At 40.2% G+C, this 18,495-nt stretch carries 14 protein-coding genes; 4 read left to right on the top strand and 10 right to left on the bottom strand.

Translation table 11 applies throughout. The annotated features are described in order from the left end of the window. Positions 1 to 7: 7 nt before the first annotated feature. The 9 genes from BMW64_RS00710 to BMW64_RS00755 all read right to left on the bottom strand — a co-directional run bounded on the left by BMW64_RS00710 (position 8) and on the right by BMW64_RS00755 (position 13,247). Positions 8 to 3,235, bottom strand: coding sequence for an efflux RND transporter permease subunit (locus BMW64_RS00710; protein WP_089997944.1), 3,228 nt, complete (start codon positions 3,233 to 3,235; stop codon positions 8 to 10). Positions 3,236 to 3,326: 91 nt separating this feature from the next. Further along, positions 3,327 to 4,415 (bottom strand): efflux RND transporter periplasmic adaptor subunit, encoded by a 1,089-nt coding sequence (locus tag BMW64_RS00715; protein ID WP_089998484.1) that lies wholly within the window; start codon positions 4,413 to 4,415, stop codon positions 3,327 to 3,329. A 66-nt stretch (positions 4,416 to 4,481) separates the two neighbouring features. Then, positions 4,482 to 5,789, bottom strand: coding sequence for a TolC family protein (locus BMW64_RS00720; RefSeq protein ID WP_089997945.1), 1,308 nt, complete (start codon positions 5,787 to 5,789; stop codon positions 4,482 to 4,484). A gap of 137 nt (positions 5,790 to 5,926) precedes the next feature. Further along, on the bottom strand, positions 5,927 to 6,361 hold the full coding sequence (locus tag BMW64_RS00725; protein WP_089997946.1) for an OsmC family protein: 435 nt from the start codon (positions 6,359 to 6,361) through the stop codon (positions 5,927 to 5,929). A 4-nt stretch (positions 6,362 to 6,365) separates the two neighbouring features. Beyond that, a complete protein-coding gene (locus tag BMW64_RS00730; protein ID WP_089997947.1) occupies positions 6,366 to 6,677 on the bottom strand; it encodes a rhodanese-like domain-containing protein in 312 nt (103 codons plus the stop codon). Between the two features lie 65 nt (positions 6,678 to 6,742). Continuing rightward, a complete protein-coding gene (locus tag BMW64_RS00735; protein WP_089997948.1) occupies positions 6,743 to 7,351 on the bottom strand; it encodes a Crp/Fnr family transcriptional regulator in 609 nt (202 codons plus the stop codon). 314 nt (positions 7,352 to 7,665) lie between these two features. Beyond that, positions 7,666 to 8,952 carry a TolC family protein gene (locus tag BMW64_RS00745; RefSeq protein WP_089997950.1) on the bottom strand — a complete coding sequence of 429 codons (1,287 nt, stop codon included), beginning with the start codon at positions 8,950 to 8,952 and terminating at the stop codon, positions 7,666 to 7,668. Between the two features lie 93 nt (positions 8,953 to 9,045). After that, positions 9,046 to 12,186, bottom strand: coding sequence for an efflux RND transporter permease subunit (locus BMW64_RS00750; RefSeq protein ID WP_177175205.1), 3,141 nt, complete (start codon positions 12,184 to 12,186; stop codon positions 9,046 to 9,048). Positions 12,187 to 12,206: 20 nt separating this feature from the next. Further along, positions 12,207 to 13,247: an efflux RND transporter periplasmic adaptor subunit gene (locus BMW64_RS00755; RefSeq protein WP_089997951.1), complete on the bottom strand. Its 1,041-nt coding sequence runs from the start codon at positions 13,245 to 13,247 to the stop codon at positions 12,207 to 12,209. 1,056 nt (positions 13,248 to 14,303) lie between these two features. On the opposite strand from BMW64_RS00755, the gene BMW64_RS20540 reads away from it, so the two are divergent. From BMW64_RS20540 to BMW64_RS00775, 4 genes are all read left to right on the top strand, one after another. Further along, a complete protein-coding gene (locus tag BMW64_RS20540) occupies positions 14,304 to 14,477 on the top strand; it encodes a hypothetical protein (protein WP_177175206.1) in 174 nt (57 codons plus the stop codon). Then, positions 14,455 to 14,706 (top strand): hypothetical protein, encoded by a 252-nt coding sequence (locus BMW64_RS00765; RefSeq protein WP_089997953.1) that lies wholly within the window; start codon positions 14,455 to 14,457, stop codon positions 14,704 to 14,706. The genes BMW64_RS20540 and BMW64_RS00765 overlap by 23 nt, the downstream gene beginning before the upstream one ends. A 26-nt stretch (positions 14,707 to 14,732) precedes the next feature. Next, the gene (locus tag BMW64_RS00770; RefSeq protein WP_228400813.1) at positions 14,733 to 15,287 is read left to right on the top strand and encodes a TetR/AcrR family transcriptional regulator; all 555 of its coding nucleotides are present in this window, start codon (positions 14,733 to 14,735) and stop codon (positions 15,285 to 15,287) included. 98 nt (positions 15,288 to 15,385) lie between these two features. Further along, entirely contained in the window at positions 15,386 to 16,291 is a 906-nt protein-coding gene (locus BMW64_RS00775) for a helix-turn-helix transcriptional regulator (protein WP_089997955.1), read from the top strand. A gap of 77 nt (positions 16,292 to 16,368) precedes the next feature. Here the strand turns inward: BMW64_RS00775 and dnaK are convergent, their stop codons facing one another. Continuing rightward, positions 16,369 to 18,264: a molecular chaperone DnaK gene (dnaK, locus tag BMW64_RS00780; protein WP_089997956.1), complete on the bottom strand. Its 1,896-nt coding sequence runs from the start codon at positions 18,262 to 18,264 to the stop codon at positions 16,369 to 16,371. Positions 18,265 to 18,495: the final 231 nt, after the last annotated feature.

An 18,495-nucleotide genomic window follows, 5' to 3' on the forward strand; every position in this document is an offset into this window, starting at 1 on the left:
TAAACTGTTAGAGTTCGATATTTGTTTTTTGATTTGTAGCGACATTTTGCCATTTTTTCTTTTCGGTGATGTAATAAACCAACGGAACGACAATCAGCGTAAGCAATGTAGAAACGATCGCTCCAAATACCAGTGAAATAGCCAATCCCTGGAAAATCGGGTCGAAAAGAATAATTACAGCACCTATTACTACGGCTCCTGTCGTTAATAAAATCGGTGTTGTTCTTACCGCTCCGGCTTCAATGATAGCCTGCTTCATAGGAATTCCCTCTTTCAGACGAATTTCTATAAAGTCAATTAAAAGAACGGAATTTCTTACCATAACACCCGCTAGGGCAATCATTCCGATAAAGGAAGTTGCCGTAAAGAATGCGCCTAATAACCAGTGACCTAACACGATTCCAATAAGTGAAAGCGGAATGGCAACCATCATTACAATAGGTGTTTTGAAATTCTGGAACCAGCCGACAATCAGCATATAAATAATAATGATCACGACCGCAAAAGCAGTTCCCAAATCACAGAAAACTTCCAATGTAATTTGCCATTCTCCGTCCCATTTCACCGTATAATTGCCCTCGTCTTCAGGTTGGTTCATATACAATTCATTCATTGAATATCCATTCGGAAGCTGGATTTTTTTTAGCTTTTCTTCCATTCCGAGAATCGCATAGGCCGGACTTTCCAATTTTCCTGCCATATCAGCAAGAACATAGACTACTCTCTTCTGGTCTTTTCTGTAAATAGTTTTATCCAGTTCTTTTTCTTCTACTTTTACAAGGTCACTAGCCGGAACCATCCCCATCTGTCCTTTGATTTTCAAACCTGTGATATCCTGAATTGTAGATTTATCAGCATTTTTTAGCTTCATTACAATATCTACAGGGTCGTTGGATTTTTCGTCATAAAGATTTCCAATAGGATATTCACCTATCAGATAAGTCATATTTCCAACGATTTGCTGAGGAACAATACCGTTAAGCATTGCTTTTTCTTTATCGGGAACGAGCTTGAATTCTTTTTGAGGCGCTTCTACCATCCAGTCAACATCTACGACATCATCGGTTTTCTTCAGAATATCTTCCACTTGTTTTGCCACTTTTATCTGGCCTTCGTAGTCAGGTCCGTAGATTTCTGCTACAATTGTTGAAAGAACCGGTGGCCCCGGCGGAACTTCCACCACTTTTACATTAGCTCCATATTTGGCAGCTATTTTCTGAATTTCAGGACGGATGTTTTTAGCAACATCGTGGCTCTGTGCATCTCTATCTTCCTTATGCAGAAGGTTCACCTGAATATCCGCCGTATTACTGCTTCCACGCATATCATAATGACGAACCAATCCGTTGAATGTAATCGGAGCAGAAGACCCGATATAATTCTGATAATTCAACACTTCCGGAACAGTCTTCAGGTATTGCGCAATATCCTGTGTTACCGCAGATGTTCTTTCCAGTGTTGTTCCTTCTGGCATATCAATCACTACCTGAATTTCATTTTTATTGTCAAACGGAAGCATTTTTACCGCCACCCATTTGGTAAAAAATGCAGCTATGGAAATCAGCAACAAAACAACCGTAATCCCCATCATGGTCCATCTTTTTGATTTTGAATTTAGGAGTGGCTGCTCTATCTTTTTATAAATTCTATAAATCCTGCCGGTTTCCAGACCTTGCTCTTCTGTATGTTCCTGTTTGTCTTTTACTTTCAGCAAATGATAGCCGAGATATGGTGTAACCGTTAATGCCACAAAAAGAGAAAGCATCATTGCGATAGAAGCTCCAATTGGCATCGGCGACATGTAAGGCCCCATCATTCCTGATACGAAAGCCATTGGTAAAATCGCAGCAATAACCGTAAACGTTGCTAAAATGGTAGGATTTCCTACTTCATTAATGGCATAAATTGCAGCCTGTTTAAACGGCAGTTTTCTCATATGAAAATGCCTGTGCATGTTTTCAGCAATAATGATACTGTCGTCTACTACAATTCCGACTACAAAAACCAGCGCAAATAGTGTAATCCTGTTCAGAGTATATCCTAAAATATAATAGCTGAATAAAGTTAAAGCAAACGTCAACGGAACCGAAAAGAATACTACCAAACCTCCTCGCCAACCCATTGCCAGCATTACCAGAACAGTTACTGCCAAAATCGCGACACCAAGGTGCATCAACAACTCAGAAACTTTGTGTGAGGCGGTTTCTCCATAATTTCTGGTGACTTCTACATGCACATCATTCGGAATGAGATTTTTCTTTAATCCTTCTACTTTTTTTAGAATCTGTTCAGAAATTTTCATTGCATCAGCGCCTTTTACTTTCGAAACTGAAACGGTAACCGCCGGATATTCCGATTTAAACTTTTTACCGTTTTCTACAGCATTTCCATATCCGAAGCTTACATAATTCGCAGGATCGGATGCTCCGTCTTTTATAGTTGCCACCTGCTTCAGATACACCGGCATATTCTGCGATGTTCCGACAACCAGATTTTCCACATCTTCAGCTGAGTTGAGAAACTGACCTGTTGTTAGAAGATATTCTGAATCGCCTGAATCAAATTTTCCTGATTGTGAACTTCCGTTATTGGCCTGAATCATCTGCATCACCGATAGAGCGTCCACATTCAGTTCAGCCATTTTATCCTTGTCTAAAATGACCTGCAGCTGGCGGTTTCTTCCACCAATTGTTTTGGTAAGAGACACATCTTTTATTTTTTTAATTTCAGAAGATAATTCCTCTCCTATCTGGCCAAGCTGAAAATCATTATAATGAGGATTATCACTCCACAAAGTCAGTCCGAGCATCGGAACATCATCGATGGAACGTGTCTTCACCAATGGTTCCATTACATTTTTTGGAAAAATATTTTTATTCTTCATCAGCTCATCATAAAGCTTTACATAGGAACGTTCCGTATCTTCCCCTACATAAAACTGAACGATAATCATAGCCTGTCCGTTCATTGCCATCGAATGAATATGCTCTACTCCCTTGATGTTCGAAATAATCTTTTCCAGAGGCTTTACGATGCGGCTTTCCACCTCTTTCGGACTGGCGCCTGGGTAACCGACCATTACATCCGCCATCGGAATGATAATCTGAGGTTCTTCTTCTCTTGGTATTAATGTGGAACTGTATACCCCTATAATCATCAAAGCAATCATCAACAGAATGGTTAGCTTTGAATTGATGAAAAATTCGGCAATACGTCCTGCGAATCCTTTTTCCATAAAAAATATTTTTTTTAATGTAACAATGAATCAATCTAACAGTGTGACAATGATTTTCATTGGTAAATTGCTACATTGATATATTGTTACGCTATTTTACTTGCACTTTTGCTCCGTTATACAATTTTCCGTTCGAGGTCAGGATATACGTTTCCTTAGGATCCAAACCTGATAAAACCTCAACCTGGTCACCAAATGTTTTTCCTGTCTTCAGCCATCTCAACACTGCCGTATTTTGTGAACTGACCACATAAACGCCTGTGAGCTGACCATTTTCTACCAAAACAGATTTTGGAACCATCACACTTTCCTGAAAACTCTGATTGATTTTCTCTGAAGATTTGATAGGAAACTGTACATTCACAAACATGCCCGGAAGCAGATCTGCAGCATTGTGAATATTGATTTTTACTACATATTGTCCACCTGAATTTGCAGCAGACTTACTGATTTCTGAAACTGTTCCGGAAACCGTTTTGTTTAAAGATTTCAGCGAAATTTCAACGGACATTCCTTCATTGATTTGCGTAATGTTTTGTTCAGAAACCAAAACCTGAGCCTGCAAAGTAGAAGGGGATTCTATCGTCAACAAAGGCATTCCCGGACTTGCCATATCACCCTGTTCTGCAAATTTTGCCGTAATAGTTCCGGAAATGGGAGCTGTAACGTTGATATAACGATATTGTGCATTGACTTCGTTTTTCATCTGTTGTGCAGCCTGCAATCCTGCCTGCGCCATCTCATAACGGGCTCTCATATCGTCAAGCTCTTTTTGGGAAGCACTTTGTGATTTATATAAATTCTGGAATCTCTCGTAATCTTTTTTGGCAATATTATAATTGGCCTGAGCCTGGGAAATCTGTGCATTGGCTTGTCCGCCTTTTGCCTGAATATCAGTAGCATTGATGCTTACCAGAAGCTGTCCCGCTCTTATGTTTTGTCCAACTTGTGCTTTCATTGCAGTGATATAGCCCATGACTCTTGTGGAAATATTGACGGAATTTTTTGCAACCAGTTTTCCGCTGGCTGTGACAAACGCACCGTTCGAAGCCGTTGCAGACTTATGAACGGTTACAGAAACTGGAGCATCGCTGTTAACCGCTGATTTTTCCTGGTCTGAGGAGCAGCTTTGTAAAGTGATGGCTCCTAAAATTAATGTTGAATAAATGTATCTTTTCATTGTAATTGTTTTCTTTTTTTGAAACCTCATAGGTTTTAAAAAACTATGAGGTTTGTTTACAGTTGATTATTTCTTCAAAAATTGCAGATAAGCAATTGCCGTGTTATGCTCGAAAATAGCTTGCTGATATTCCAGTTCTTTTTGGGACATCAACGTTTCGGCAGAAAGCAAATCCGCTGATTTCTCCAAGCCTTGGTCATACCTGTTTTTCCTGATTCTATAGGCTTCCCGGCTCTGTTCCCAAGCTTGTTTTGTGAACGTAACTTTGGAATCTGCATCCTGAACCGACCTCACTGCCTTGTTGAGTTCCAACTGACTTTGCTTGGTGTATTGCTCGATTTCGGTTTGGGCTTTATGGAGTTCGGATTTGTATTTTTCCTGTTCGGATTTTGATTTCAAGCCATCAAAAATATTCCACGATAACTGAATTCCGACCATATATCCATTGGCATCAAATTGCGCAATTTTGTTGTCGTACATTTCCCAGCTTCCAAAAGCATTCAGTTTCGGAAGAAATTTTGCTTTGGACGATTTTATCATTAAATCATAGGCTTCTAATGATTTATTGTACGCTTTCAAATCCTTTCGGGAGGTATTTAATGAAAAGTCGTTTTCAACCAAATTTCCATTATATTCCAAAGGTTCGGTGGGTTTTAAAATTTTGTCTTTTGAATCTTCATTCAACAGAAAACAGAGATAATCGGAAGCATTTTTGATATTGGAATCTGCCAACTGAATCTGGCTGTCGATTTCACTAATACGAACATCCATATACAAAACTTCCGATTTCTGAATCATTCCGTTTTTGAAATAATTATCGATGACCTTTTTGTTGGCAAGTGTCGTTTCCTTTGCATTTTCCAGCGTTTCTTTCATTTTATACGCCAACTGAAGCATCATATAGGCTTTCTTCAACTCAAACTGCACATATTCTTTGGTGCGTTCGGTTTTGATGTTCATAACATCGGCTTTTATTTGCCCTGCTTTCTTCTGATACACCGCATCCATATTGATAATCGGCTGCTGAACTTCAACTTTTGTCCCAAAATTGGAGATGCTTTTTGGACTGTTCAGATTATCCGGATTGAAATCCATCATTGTAATACGTTCCTGATTCAGCGTCGAGCCAAACGCCATCAGAGGATTATTGGTATTGGTAAAGGTGTAAGATACGGTCACATTCGGAAGATACATTGCACGTGTTCCGAGAAGTTCGGTTTGAGCAAGGCTGGCTTCGCTTTTTGCCATTTTGACCTGAAGGTTTTCGTTGAGCGATTTGGCTTCAATTTCGGCTCTGGAAATCATTACGGTTTGCTGTGAAAACACCGAAGCAAAAAAGCTTGTTGAAATGATGAAGGTGAACACTTTTTTCATTCTTTCTAATTTTAAGACAAAATTAGATTGGCGGAATCTACTGTACAGTGATGAAAGTTACATAAGGGATTTTTTTTGAAGCATTCATAAAAAACCGCCTGCAAGGGCGGTCACATTATAAACTATGGAAATAAACACTACATCAAACTTATCTGCGGAATCATTGTGATTTTAGACTTCACCGAATTGGATATCAAACAGTTCGCTTCAGATTTCTGGAGAACACGTTCTGCCTTTTCTCTGTCCGATTCATTTTTTATAGTAACAACAGGTTCCAGAATAACTTCTGTCATCAGGAATTTTCCTTCAACCTGTTCTAATTTTCCCTTAGAACTGCATTCAAAATTTACAAACTCCAATTTAGAATTTTCTGCAATTGCCAGAAAAGTCGTCATCAGACAACTGCTTACTGCTGCGGTGAAAAGATGTTCGGGCGACCAGATATTTTCTACTCCTTTCGGAAACTGCGGAGGTGTTGCGATTTCTACAGATTGAGAAAGATCCGGTGAAGATATTTCTCCTTTTCTGTCCTGTTTCCAGGAGATGTTTACGTTATAAAAATGAGCTTCCATCAATTTAGATTTTATTGTTAAGACTCATCCATCCACCGCCGTTGTGTACATTTTTATAGCCATTGTTCTGTAAAATACTTTTAGCAGAAGCACTTCTCATTCCCGATGCACAACAGGTAATAACAGGTTTGTTTTTATCCTTCAGTTTCGAAAGATTCTTCTGCAGCTGGTCAACAGGAATATTGATAGAATTTTTGATATGTCCTCCGTCATATTCGCTTATGCTTCTTACATCAAGGATTACAGCACCTTCTTTTAAAAGCGCCGCATAATCGGTTTTGTCCATTCCGAAAAGGTTTTTTATTGCATCTAACATTTTATTGATTTTTAAATTGATGACACAAATGTAAGGTGCGGATAAAAGCCTGTCAGTGATGAAGGTTACAATAGGGTAATTTTATTTCGGGAAAGTTTTATTTTACCGTCCGTTTCAATCTGTTTGAGAACACGGCTAACGGCTTCTCTTGTAATTCCGAGTTCGTCAGCCAATTGCTGATGGGTTACAGCAAGTTCTTTGGATTTGTAAAGCTGTGATTTTTGGTTCAAGAGATGTAATATCCTGGTATCAACTTTCTGGAAAGCGACGGAATTGACTACTTCCAGCAAATCTTCAAATCTTTTTTGGTAAAGACCGAATATAAAATCTGTCCACTCGGGATATTTTTTCAGCCAATCTTTTGCCTGCTGCAGGGAAATCATCAGAATTTCGGCATCTTCCTCCACAATAACTTTTACTTTTGAAGTATCTTGTGTAAGCCCGGAAAGGATGGAAGAGATACAGCTTTCACCCGGGGTAAGGTAATACAGTAAAATTTCACGGCCATCTTCTTCCGTACGGATCACTTTAATGCTCCCTGAAATCACCAGCGGAATATAATTGATGTATGAATTGATATCTAAAATGATTGTTCCGGCCGGAAAAAGTTTGAGATTTCTGTTTGATGCAATCTCTTTCTTGAATTCGGGATCAGATATTCTGTTGATATTCATTCTCAAATATAAATATAATTAATAATAACTTTTTAAGTTTGAATTATGCATTTGCTTAAAATTTATATTGTGTATAAAGATTTTACTTTAAAAAAACCGACTGCAAATACAGCCGGTTGGATAAATTGGATAATGAAAAATATTTTCTGTTTAAAACCAATATTTAATCTATTTGTTTCATACAACAGAAAGATAAATTATTTTAGCAGCCTTATCTATTTTATATTTATCTGCCGACTTTTCTGTTTAAGTTTAAAGAACCGGCTGCATGTACAGCCGGTTCAAGGAAAAGAGGCCTTTCCTTCTAAAAACACTTAATACTCACCATTTACCCCTGATGCTTTTTTATACTTAGCTTCATTGATCTTATATTCTGCTTTGGCATCCAGAATCTCCGATTTCGCTTCCTGCCAAAGAACCTGAGCTTTTAATACTTCTTCTGCCACAACCGTTCCTGCGTCATAACGATCCTGATTCAAACGTAGATTTTCTGTGGCCTGAACAAGAGATTTTTCTGCAAGCTCGATGCGTTTAACCGACTGATTAAGCTGCATCACCGCATTCTGAACTTCCAATACCAGGAGTTCTTTTGTTTCTTCCATTTCAAGCTTCTGAGCATTGGTTTTGTACTGCTGTTCCTTTACCTTCTCCTTTCTTGCTCCCCAGTCATAGATCGGAATATTCACCGACAACATTCCTACAAATCCCTGCATATTGTTTTTCAGATTGACCGGGTTAATATTTTTACCAACACTGGAAAAGCCGATGCCTGAAAGCGCAACGGTAGGTTTACGGTCACCATCCAGCAATTTTTCCTGAAGCTCATTGATTTCTACTGCTTTGGCAAGGATTGATAATTCAGGCCGGTTCTGCGGCTGCAGCTGACTGTCTGCTAAAACACCATCAAAGCCGCCATTTACAACATCCTCTACATCAAAATCGGAATTAGGAAGTCCGGCGATCTGGGCGAGGTTTAATTTGGCAATGCTAAGATCATCTTCTGCACGTTTCAGGTTGAGCTGAGCCTCGTTCTGCTGAACTTCGATTTTCAGCAGATCATTTTTATACGTGAGCCCCGCATCAAAGGAATTCTTCACATTGGTATGCAGCTGATCCAACAATTTGATGTATTCTTTTGCCAGTGCTATTTTCTCCTTGGCATTTACAATTTGCCAGTACATGGTTTCTGCCGAGAGTTTTACCTCTTCTTTGGTAAGGTTTTTCTGCGCCATCTGCATATCTACGGCCGCTGAAGAAATCTTTTTCCCGGTTTCTACTTTACCACCGGCATACAGAACCTGGGTAACATTTACATTAGCGCTTCCCAACACTTCCGGTATCAGGTTGGAAAGCGGTTTGGTGAAATAATATCCTCTCACACTTCCGTCTACGGTAGGTTTTCCTCCTGCTTCGGCAGCTGTTCTGGCAGCCTTGGCAGCTTCGATATTCTGCTGCGCTTTTTTGATCTTTTTATTGTTCTCTAATGCCCGGTTTTTCACTTCATCCACAGAAACCACGCGCTGCTGAGCCTGGTAACTTATGGCCGTGGTGAACATCAGCACCAAAACTATCTTTGATATCGTATCGTATATGATTTTCATTTTTTTTATATAAAGGTTGCCCTGCAGCAATAAACGAAGGAGCTTATGAATAGAGTTTGATACAGGACAACCGGTTAAAAAATTTGATTATAATTATTCGTGATGAGGTTTTGGTTTGTATAAAATAACCTCATCGTCCAATTGATCTTCAGGGGTTTCATCTTTAGGTACAGGATCTTTCAGAAGCTTGTAATACATCACCGGAACAATGAAAAGCGTAAAGATCATAGAGAAGATGAGCCCGAAAGCCAGCACACTTCCCAGCGGTGCCCACATCGGAGATTTTCCCAGGATCATCGGAACTACTCCAACAGCCGCAGCGGCTGAAGTAAGGAATATAGGACGCATTCTTCGTTTGGCTGCCGCCATAGCTGCCGCTTTGTGGGTATATCCATGTTCCCGGATCAGCTCATCGGCATAATCTACCAGGATGATCCCATTTCTTACCACAATACCGATCAAACTGATGATTCCCATAAAGCCTGTCATCCCTAATGGATTTCCGGTAACGAACAGTCCGAAGAAGGCCCCGAAAAGACTCAGTAGGAACGTGCACAGGATAATGAGTGCTTTTCCAAGACTTTTAAACTGGAACAGCAGCGTAAGGAAAATCAGGATAAGGCTCACAGAAAGCGAAAGCATCATTCCCGGGGTGTTTTCCAATGTTGATTCGGCGTCACCACCATACTGGATGGTCGTTCCTGCAGGTAATGCAAGCGCCTCAATTTTCGGCTGGGCTTCTTTTAGGATTTTTGAAGGCTTAGGGCCAAGCTGTGCTTCTGCCAATACACTGGTGTATTTAATTCCGTTCCTCCTTAAAATGACGCCGGTATGCCATTCCGGCTGTAAGGTGGCCACTTCTTTCAGTGGAATCTTTTCCCCGAGATAAGACTGAATATGAAGATTTTCAAGGGCATTCATATCTTTTCTGCTGATGGAATCATACCTCAAAAAGATATCAACCGGCTTATCGCCTTCCCATAAGGTCGATACGGAATATCCTTTCAGTCCGGCTCCGAGCGTTTGGGTAATGGCCTGATTGGTGATGCCCAGACGGTTAGCTTTTACATCATCTACATTCAGCTTAACACCCATATAATCGTATTCGCTGCCAAAACGCACATTATTGGCTCCCGGTGTGTTCTCAAGGATCTTTTTCACCTCCAGGGCTACTTTCCGCTGGTCGGCTTCATTATCACTTACCACACGGATATCAATGGGTGAACCTTCCTGGAAGCTGAGCTGCTTCAACTTAATATAGCCATCAGGTATAAAGTTTTTCAGTTTTTCCAGGTATTCGTTTACCATTTCATTAGATGCGTCGTTACCAGTTGTCGTAATGAAAACCTGCGCAAAATATTTTTTAGGAGATTCCGGCGCATAGGAGGTATGGAATCGCGGAGAGCTCATCCCGACAAAGCTGGTGATATCCACGACCCGATTGTCTTTCTTAAGGATCTTTTCAAGTTCTTTTACCTTAGCTTCCGTTTTCTCCAGCGAGGTCCCATTTGGCATCCATACCTCCATATTAAACTGGTTTCTTTCGCTGAGCGGGAAAAACTCGGGGTCAACTTTCGTGGCGATGAACAAGGCACTGACAATGGATAACACACCTACAAGCATGGTTGTCTTCGGCCATTTAAACGCTAATCCAACCCCATTATCAAAAACGGTCTGAAGATGATCCAGCATGTTTTTCTTCAGCGGCCGGTCACTCATTTTATGCTTTAATCCTTTTTTAATGAATACATAGCAGGTGTATGGCGTAAGGAACAGCGCGACAAGCATCGATGTAATCAGCGCTATAGCGACTGTGATGGGTAGTGAGAACATAAAGTCCTTTGCAATGCCATCCATAAACAAGGCCAACGGGGCAAATGCAAAGATAATGGCCATTGTTGCCGTAAAGATCGGGAGCGACAGCTGCTGGGCGGCCGTCCATGCGGCCGTCCAGGGGGTAATGCCTTCATCCAGCTTTTCGATATAGTTGTCGACGACCACTATGGCGTTATCCACCACCATACCGAGAACGATGATCAAAGCGGCAAGGGTTACCTGGTGAAGCTCCAGCCCCACGATCTGCATCAGTCCAAACGTAATCACGATAGAAATAGGCGCTGCTGCAGAAGCCACACCGGCTACCCGTATAGGAAGCAGCAGCATAACCACAAGCACCACAGAACCAATCGCCATGGCAAACTCAACCATGAAATGGCTGATGCTTTCTCCCACTGCTTCCGGTTGATTCACGATCGTTTTCATATGAATATCAGGAGGGAAATCTTTCTGAATATCCTCGATCTTTTTCTCCACTTCTTTTCCGAAGGCAACGATATTATTTCCGGGCTGCATATCAACGGTCAGTACCATAGCCTTTTCATTACCTACCCTTACAAATGAGGAAGGTTCTTCAAAACGTCTTTCAAGGTCAGCCACATCTTTCAGCCTTACAACATTACCTGCCGGTGTGGTATACACGATCTGCTCGGCAATATCAGCCATATTCTTGTAACGGCTGTTGGTATATACCGGGATAATGGCATTTGAACCTCCTGATATTTCTCCGTTATATCCCGTTACATTCTGCTGCTGGATGGCATTTACCAACGTACTCACTCCAAAACCGTACTGCTGCAGTTTTTGATCATTAATCTTAATGTAAATCTGCTGTCTTTGTCCACCGGAACGGTTGATCTTGGAAACCGTAGGGATCACCTTTAATCCGTCTTCCAGTTTATCGACATAGCTCTCGATCTCAGCGTAGGATCTTTCTTTGGAAGACACTGAAATGATCATGGCCGTTACATCGGCAAAATTGCTGTTGATAAATGGCCCGACAACGCCGGCTGGAAGTTTTGGACGCAAATTGACATCCATGTCCAGCTGAAGGGTGTGCCAGAACTTCTTACGGTCTTTTACATTGGTGTTCATTTCTACGGTAAAGAATACCTGTCCCTCTTTAACTTCAGCTTTTACTTTTTTCTTTTTGATCTCTTCAAAGGAGAAAAGATACTGTTCTATTTTTTTGGCTACTTCCTCTTCTACCTGGTGCTCATCGGCTCCGGGATAAAAAGCGTATACAGCAGCTGTAGGCATATCGATACGCGGGTTTTCGCTTCGGGGCATATTCATCAGGGAATTGATCCCCATCACCATCAACAGTACCACCAGCACAATCACCACCTGCTTGTGCTTCATCGCAGCTTCCAGAAAATGCACTTTTTTATTCGTCATTTCTTTCATTTATTCTTAAATTAAAACTTAACAGGTTTACCGTCTTCCAGACGTGTCTGTCCGGAAACAACAACCTGGTCATCCGGAGTGAGTCCGCTTTTGATGATGACATCGCTGGTACCTGCCATATTTTGCATTTCTAATCTCTTTTTAAAGGCGGTGGCGCCGTTCTTAGCATATTTTACGGTATACACATAACTGGAACCGTCAGGATTTTTAAGTACTGCCTGAGCGGGAAGGATAATGGCATCTTTGTTTTTTCCGGTATTAATGTTGATATCTGTGATCATCCCCGGTAGGATCTGCCCTCCCGGATTGTCGAGACGAATCTTTACGGTGTACGTTCTGGAATTGTCATCCGCCTGGGGATTGATGATGGTGATATTTCCATGGATCGTACGGTTAAGACTTGGAATGGAAACCTCTGCAGGCGTTCCTATTTTAAGTGCGCTGATCTCATTCTCCGTGATGGATGCAGTCGCATATACTTTATCCGTTTTCACAATAGTAAATGCCGGAATACCGGGTGCTGCCGTGGCGCCGGCTTCGGTTTGTTTTTGAGAAACGATTCCTGAAAAAGAGGCATACAGCTTCGTATCTCTCAAATTTTTCATAGCCATCTCTCTATTGGCTTTAGACTGTGCCAGCGCTACTTTTGCGGCGATATAATCCCTTTCCGGTAAACTTTTTTTAAGATAAAGCTGGTTGAGACGGTTGAAATTATCCTGAGCCTGCTCCATCCCTGCACCGGCAACGGCCAGGGCATTCTGATAGGTATTGGTTTCAATGGCCGCCAAAAGCTGACCTTTCGATACGCGCTGTCCCTCCTGAACATAGACTGCGGTTACACGTCCGGAAACTCCAAATCCAATACTCACACTATTGTCGGCCAGAATATTTCCACTGTAAGAAAATGTTTCAGGCCGGGAAACGACCTCTATTTTCTGCACACCCACCTTTACGGGTTCGGCTTTGGCTGTAGGCTGCTCTTCTTTACCACATGCTGAAAGCAGCAGCAGGCTTCCTAATAAAAAAAGACTATTCGTTCTTCTCACTATCATAAAATAAATTTTACCATTAAAGTGAATTCAATCGTAAATTGGTTCACGATGCAAATTTGAGGTAAGGAAAAACATAATAAAAGGTCTGTTTTTGTCTGATATTGGTCTAAAACGAAACGCTGTTGTAGGATGTATTCTGCTTTGACATTCCCTGCGAATCTCTGCATAGCTTTTAAAGTTAACATGGAAGGGTTTGGGTTTAGATCCCTACGGGATGACAATCGGGATGGTAACATGGTGATTAATGCTAATATGTTTTGTCAACACCGCTTACATCGGATGGTCAACGACCCTTAGATCGGGCGGTCAACATACCCTTGACCGTACGGTCAACACATCAACACTGGTACGATCAACGATGAGCTGACAATAGAGGTTAATTTCTGCCTGTTGATTTCTTCGGTCGTCAATGAATATCGCTTAGCCACGTAAGGGGATGTCACTTAGCATGCTAAGGGTACCCCACTTAGCTGCCTAAGTGGAGATCACTTAGGTATGGAGTAATATGCTTACTATCTTTAATATCATTTTTTACATCACTCTGTACATTGAAAAAGCACGGACCTGGAAATTCGCGCTAATGGGTAAAGTCGATGTTATATTTCCACTACAAGAACCCACGTACTGAGGACACCCTATCCTTCGTACTAAGCAAGCCTCATCCTCCGAGCGAAGGAACTCTCTTCCTTCGCACGAGGGACAACGGTGGGGGCGTACGGGATCTCTGCCTTGTTAAACAGCTTATTTTTGAGAGCTTCCTACACTGCAAATAATAATGGGATCGGACCATAGGCTCCAAGTATTATCGGTTACTCTATCGCTGTTAATGTGTTTACAAGCTTCATCCTGTTCAGATTCTGACCAGTTTACACCGAATTCAGACCTTTTTTATTAACCTTTCACTACAGAAATTTGCATTATTAACCAATATGAAAGGTAATACATGAAGAGCCGGGCCGTATCTGTAACCAGTAAGCTGATTGATAAAAAAGAGGTTTGGAAACTGATTACAGATATTGACCACTGGAGTGATTGGGATTTCAACATCGATATGTAATGGAAGATACAGAGAAGGGATTGAAAATAACCATTAGTACTTCTGTTTCAGGTTTTCTGGCCAGACTATGGAATTTATTGATAGTAAAAAGAATTGTGAAAGATACTCCGGAAGATCTTAGCGTAATCGTTGAACAGATAAAAAACAGATATGAAAAACAATGTGCTTTTTAAAACAAGATTCAAAAAAATTATAGATGCGTTCTGGCTAAGGGAAGATATCCTGGAAATCATTCCCAACTGCCAGTGTGAATATCTCGACAACAATTTCAGATTGTTGTGTGTATCTTCTGAAACTTTATTTTCGGAAAATGAGCTTAAACCTGTTTTTGAATTGTATAAAACGGAGTTCTTTATTGTAGAACAAAATATCTCAAGAGCGAGGTTGCATACGATATCCTGATAATCGACAATCTACCAGCGAAGATCTTGAATACTGAAGAAAAAATAAAGGAAACTGCCAAATATCTGCTTTTCGTGGAAGGCAGGTTTGATGCCACAACACAGCAGATCGCACAAAGCGCAGGTATGGACAGAACAGCAATTCATTATTATTTCCGTACGAAATCAAATCTTGTTGATATCATCATTAATGAAATGATCAATGAATTTCCTGCTCCGGCCTGGATTGACATTAAAGATCTCTCACTGAAGGATAAGTTGGAAAGATATATTGATTTTAATACTGAAAAATGCAAAAAATATCCTTATCTGGATATTTATATGCTTACACAGAATGAATTTTCAGAACTCGGTCAGAAATTATTTTTTCCGTTGGCAGAAATGATTCCTGAAATCTCAGTTTGTATCCGTGAAGGAAAAACATCCTACAACAATGCTTTACTTTTTCTGACCGATTTTGCTTCTATGGTTTCAGGGTTTTATATCTCTGCTGATTTTCTTAAGAAAAGAGCAGATGTTGTTTTATCACCATCTTTCGATTATCAGCGAGCTGAAAGGATTATTAATTTATTTTTAACGTAAATATCGAATTGAAAAATCAGCTGGATGATGAATTTTCGCATTGGTAACATGATCCTGCGGCTTATTTATTAACTTTACTAACGTTCATATTAAAAGCTATGACTCATAAAGATATTGTTTTTCATAATCTCCACGATCTTTTTAAAATGATCGATAAGACTGGTGATCATCAAAAAAGCAACAATGACTTTTTCATGATCCGGGAATCTCATGATCTTGATGAACATTCTTACAAATATCCTTTCAGAACAGACAATTGCGCTATCATGCTGATTACAGAAGGGGAAGGAAATATGCAAATTAATCTTGAAGAAATACATATCAAAAAAGATGATATTGTTATTTTCACCCCAAATTCAATTGTTCATCCAGCCAGCGAAGGCTCCCATGTCAAGGCAAAAGGTATTGTATTCAATGATTCTTTTGTTCAGAAGAATATCCGCCACATGCATTACATCAATGAGGTCATCTTCTTTTCCGAAAGAAATACTCCGATCTTACATCCTGACTTGAATGAAAGGGAAACGATAAGGTTTCTGCTTGATAAGATCAGCCTGGCGGATGAGCAGGAAAATTACTATTCGAAAGATATTATCAACCATTATTTTAATGCACTGCTCCTTGAGCTGATGGTAATATACCGTTATAATGACAGAAGGATGATTGATCCTAAAACATCAAGAAAAAAGGATCTTATCAACCAGTTTCTTGTCCTGCTTTCAGAGCATTCCAAAAAAGAGAGAGCGGTTGAGTTTTATGCCGAGAAGCTTTTTGTGACCCCGAGCTATCTGACACGTATTATAAAAGAAGCTTCCGGTGAATCTACCCGTACGATTATTACCAATTCGGTTATTATTGAGGCGCGTGATCTGCTTTTAAATTCTAATCTTTCCATCACCCAGATCGCAGAAGAGCTTCATTTCAGTGATCAGTCTTTTTTTGGTAAATTCTTTAAAAAGAAAATGAAGATGTTCCCTAAAATGTTCAGGGTGAAACATAAGTAAAACTGCATAAACAAAAACCGCCTTAAACTCAATGTTTAAGGCAGTTTTTAATTATTTTATTATTGATTAATCAATACTTATTTTACTTCTTCGAAGTCGGCATCCTGTACATCATCAGCACCTGCATTGTTACCTCCAGGGTTTTGTGCACCTGCATCAGCGCCAGGCTGTTGTCCTGCGGCGTATAGTTCTTCTGAAGCTGCCATCCATGCTGCGTCTAAAGCTTCTGTTTTAGCTTTTACATCATCTGCATTTTTAGCTTCGAAAGCGGTTTTCAATTCACCGTGAGCAGCTTCGATGGCTGCTTTTTTGTCAGCAGAAAGTTTTTCACCGAATTCTTTTAATTGCTTTTCAGTCTGGAAGATCAACCCGTCAGCTTTGTTGAAGATTTCAACTTCTTCTTTTTTCTTAGCATCCGCTGCAGAATTTTCCTGAGCTTCTTTTTTCATTCTTTCGATTTCTTCGTCAGAAAGACCTGAAGAAGCCTGAATTTTAATTGTCTGCTCTTTACCGGTACCTTTATCTTTAGCAGAAACACTTAAGATACCGTTGGCATCGATATCGAAAGTAACTTCGATTTGAGGAACTCCTCTTGGTGCCGGTGGAATATCTGTAAGGTCGAATCTACCAATTTCTTTGTTATCGTTGAACATTGGTCTTTCCCCCTGTCCTACTCTGATGCTTACAGCTGGCTGGTTATCAGAAGCTGTAGAGAACACTTCAGATTTTTTAGTTGGGATCGTCGTATTCGCTTCAATTAATTTAGTGAAAACAGAACCCATTGTTTCAATACCTAAAGAAAGTGGCGTAACATCTAATAAAAGAACGTCTTTTACATCACCTGTCAATACACCTCCCTGGATTGCTGCACCGATTGCTACAACCTCATCCGGGTTAACTCCTTTCGAAGGCTTTTTACCGAAGAATTTTTCCACTTCTTCCTGGATGATCGGGATTCTTGTAGAACCACCCACTAGGATTACTTCGTCGATATCAGAAGTTGATAACCCTGCATCTTTCAATGCTTTAGCAACCGGCTCCATAGATCTTCTTACAAGATCAGCAGACAATTGCTCGAATTTAGCTTTTGTTAAAGTCTTTACTAAGTGTTTAGGACCTGTAGCCGTTGCGGTGATATAGGGAAGGTTGATTTCAGTTTGTGGAGAAGAAGACAACTCGATTTTTGCTTTTTCAGCAGCTTCTTTCAATCTTTGTAATGCGATAGCATCAGATTTTAAGTCAACACCTTCTTCAGCTTTGAACTCGTCAGCCATCCAGTTGATGATCACATCATCAAAGTCATCACCTCCTAAGTGTGTATCACCGTTTGTAGACAATACCTCGAATACACCGTCTCCCAAATCAAGGATAGAGATATCGAAAGTACCACCACCAAGGTCATACACAGCGATTTTCTGATCTTTGTGGTTTTTATCAAGACCATAAGCTAACGCAGCAGCAGTAGGCTCATTGATAATTCTTTCTACTTTAAGACCCGCAATTTCACCAGCTTCTTTAGTTGCTTGTCTTTGCGCATCGTTGAAGTATGCGGGAACCGTAATTACCGCTCTTGTTACTTCCTGTCCAAGATAATCTTCTGCAGTTTTCTTCATTTTCTGAAGGATCATTGCAGAAATTTCCTGTGGCGTATATTCTCTGTCGTCGATTTTTACTTTTACTGTATCGTTTGGTCCGGATACAACTTCGTAAGGTACTCTTGAGATTTCAGCAGCATCTTCTTTAAAGTGTGTTCCGATAAATCTTTTGATAGAATATACCGTTTTCTTTGGGTTGGTTACCGCCTGTCTTTTTGCAGGATCACCAACTTTTCTCTCACCATCTTCTGTGAATGCTACGATAGAAGGCGTTGTTCTTTTACCTTCTGCATTAGGAATAACAACTGGGTCTTTTCCCTCCATTACAGCAACACAAGAGTTGGTTGTACCTAAGTCAATTCCGATTATTTTACTCATAATATTTTTATTTTTTCTATTTTAAATTTTATTTACATTCAGTATTTCTCAATATTTATACCATTCAAATTTTTGTGACAAATTGACACACATCATTCAAACAAGCGTCAATAAAGAGCTTCAGAATATATCCATGGGTTATTTAAATTGAATTTTCACTTTTATAAATTTGACCATACTGTCACTTATGCTGTAAAAATTTTCAATGAACAGTCTTACATTCACGTCTAT

This window comes from Chryseobacterium taichungense (assembly GCF_900109935.1).
Taxonomy (GTDB): Bacteria; Bacteroidota; Bacteroidia; order Flavobacteriales; family Weeksellaceae; genus Chryseobacterium; species Chryseobacterium taichungense.

What these genes read in the sequence shown, in the direction of transcription:
- BMW64_RS00710 (WP_089997944.1), bottom strand. Translation starts at nt 3,235, where the DNA reads ATGGAAAAAGGATTCGCAGGACGTATTGCCGAATTTTTCATCAATTCA.
- BMW64_RS00715 (WP_089998484.1), bottom strand. Translation starts at nt 4,415, where the DNA reads ATGAAAAGATACATTTATTCAACATTAATTTTAGGAGCCATCACTTTA.
- BMW64_RS00720 (WP_089997945.1), bottom strand. Translation starts at nt 5,789, where the DNA reads ATGAAAAAAGTGTTCACCTTCATCATTTCAACAAGCTTTTTTGCTTCG.
- BMW64_RS00725 (WP_089997946.1), bottom strand. Translation starts at nt 6,361, where the DNA reads ATGGAAGCTCATTTTTATAACGTAAACATCTCCTGGAAACAGGACAGA.
- BMW64_RS00730 (WP_089997947.1), bottom strand. Translation starts at nt 6,677, where the DNA reads ATGTTAGATGCAATAAAAAACCTTTTCGGAATGGACAAAACCGATTAT.
- BMW64_RS00735 (WP_089997948.1), bottom strand. Translation starts at nt 7,351, where the DNA reads ATGAATATCAACAGAATATCTGATCCCGAATTCAAGAAAGAGATTGCA.
- BMW64_RS00745 (WP_089997950.1), bottom strand. Translation starts at nt 8,952, where the DNA reads ATGAAAATCATATACGATACGATATCAAAGATAGTTTTGGTGCTGATG.
- BMW64_RS00750 (WP_177175205.1), bottom strand. Translation starts at nt 12,186, where the DNA reads ATGACGAATAAAAAAGTGCATTTTCTGGAAGCTGCGATGAAGCACAAG.
- BMW64_RS00755 (WP_089997951.1), bottom strand. Translation starts at nt 13,247, where the DNA reads ATGATAGTGAGAAGAACGAATAGTCTTTTTTTATTAGGAAGCCTGCTG.
- BMW64_RS20540 (WP_177175206.1), top strand. Translation starts at nt 14,304, where the DNA reads ATGGAAGATACAGAGAAGGGATTGAAAATAACCATTAGTACTTCTGTT.
- BMW64_RS00765 (WP_089997953.1), top strand. Translation starts at nt 14,455, where the DNA reads ATGAAAAACAATGTGCTTTTTAAAACAAGATTCAAAAAAATTATAGAT.
- BMW64_RS00775 (WP_089997955.1), top strand. Translation starts at nt 15,386, where the DNA reads ATGACTCATAAAGATATTGTTTTTCATAATCTCCACGATCTTTTTAAA.
- dnaK (WP_089997956.1), bottom strand. Translation starts at nt 18,264, where the DNA reads ATGAGTAAAATAATCGGAATTGACTTAGGTACAACCAACTCTTGTGTT.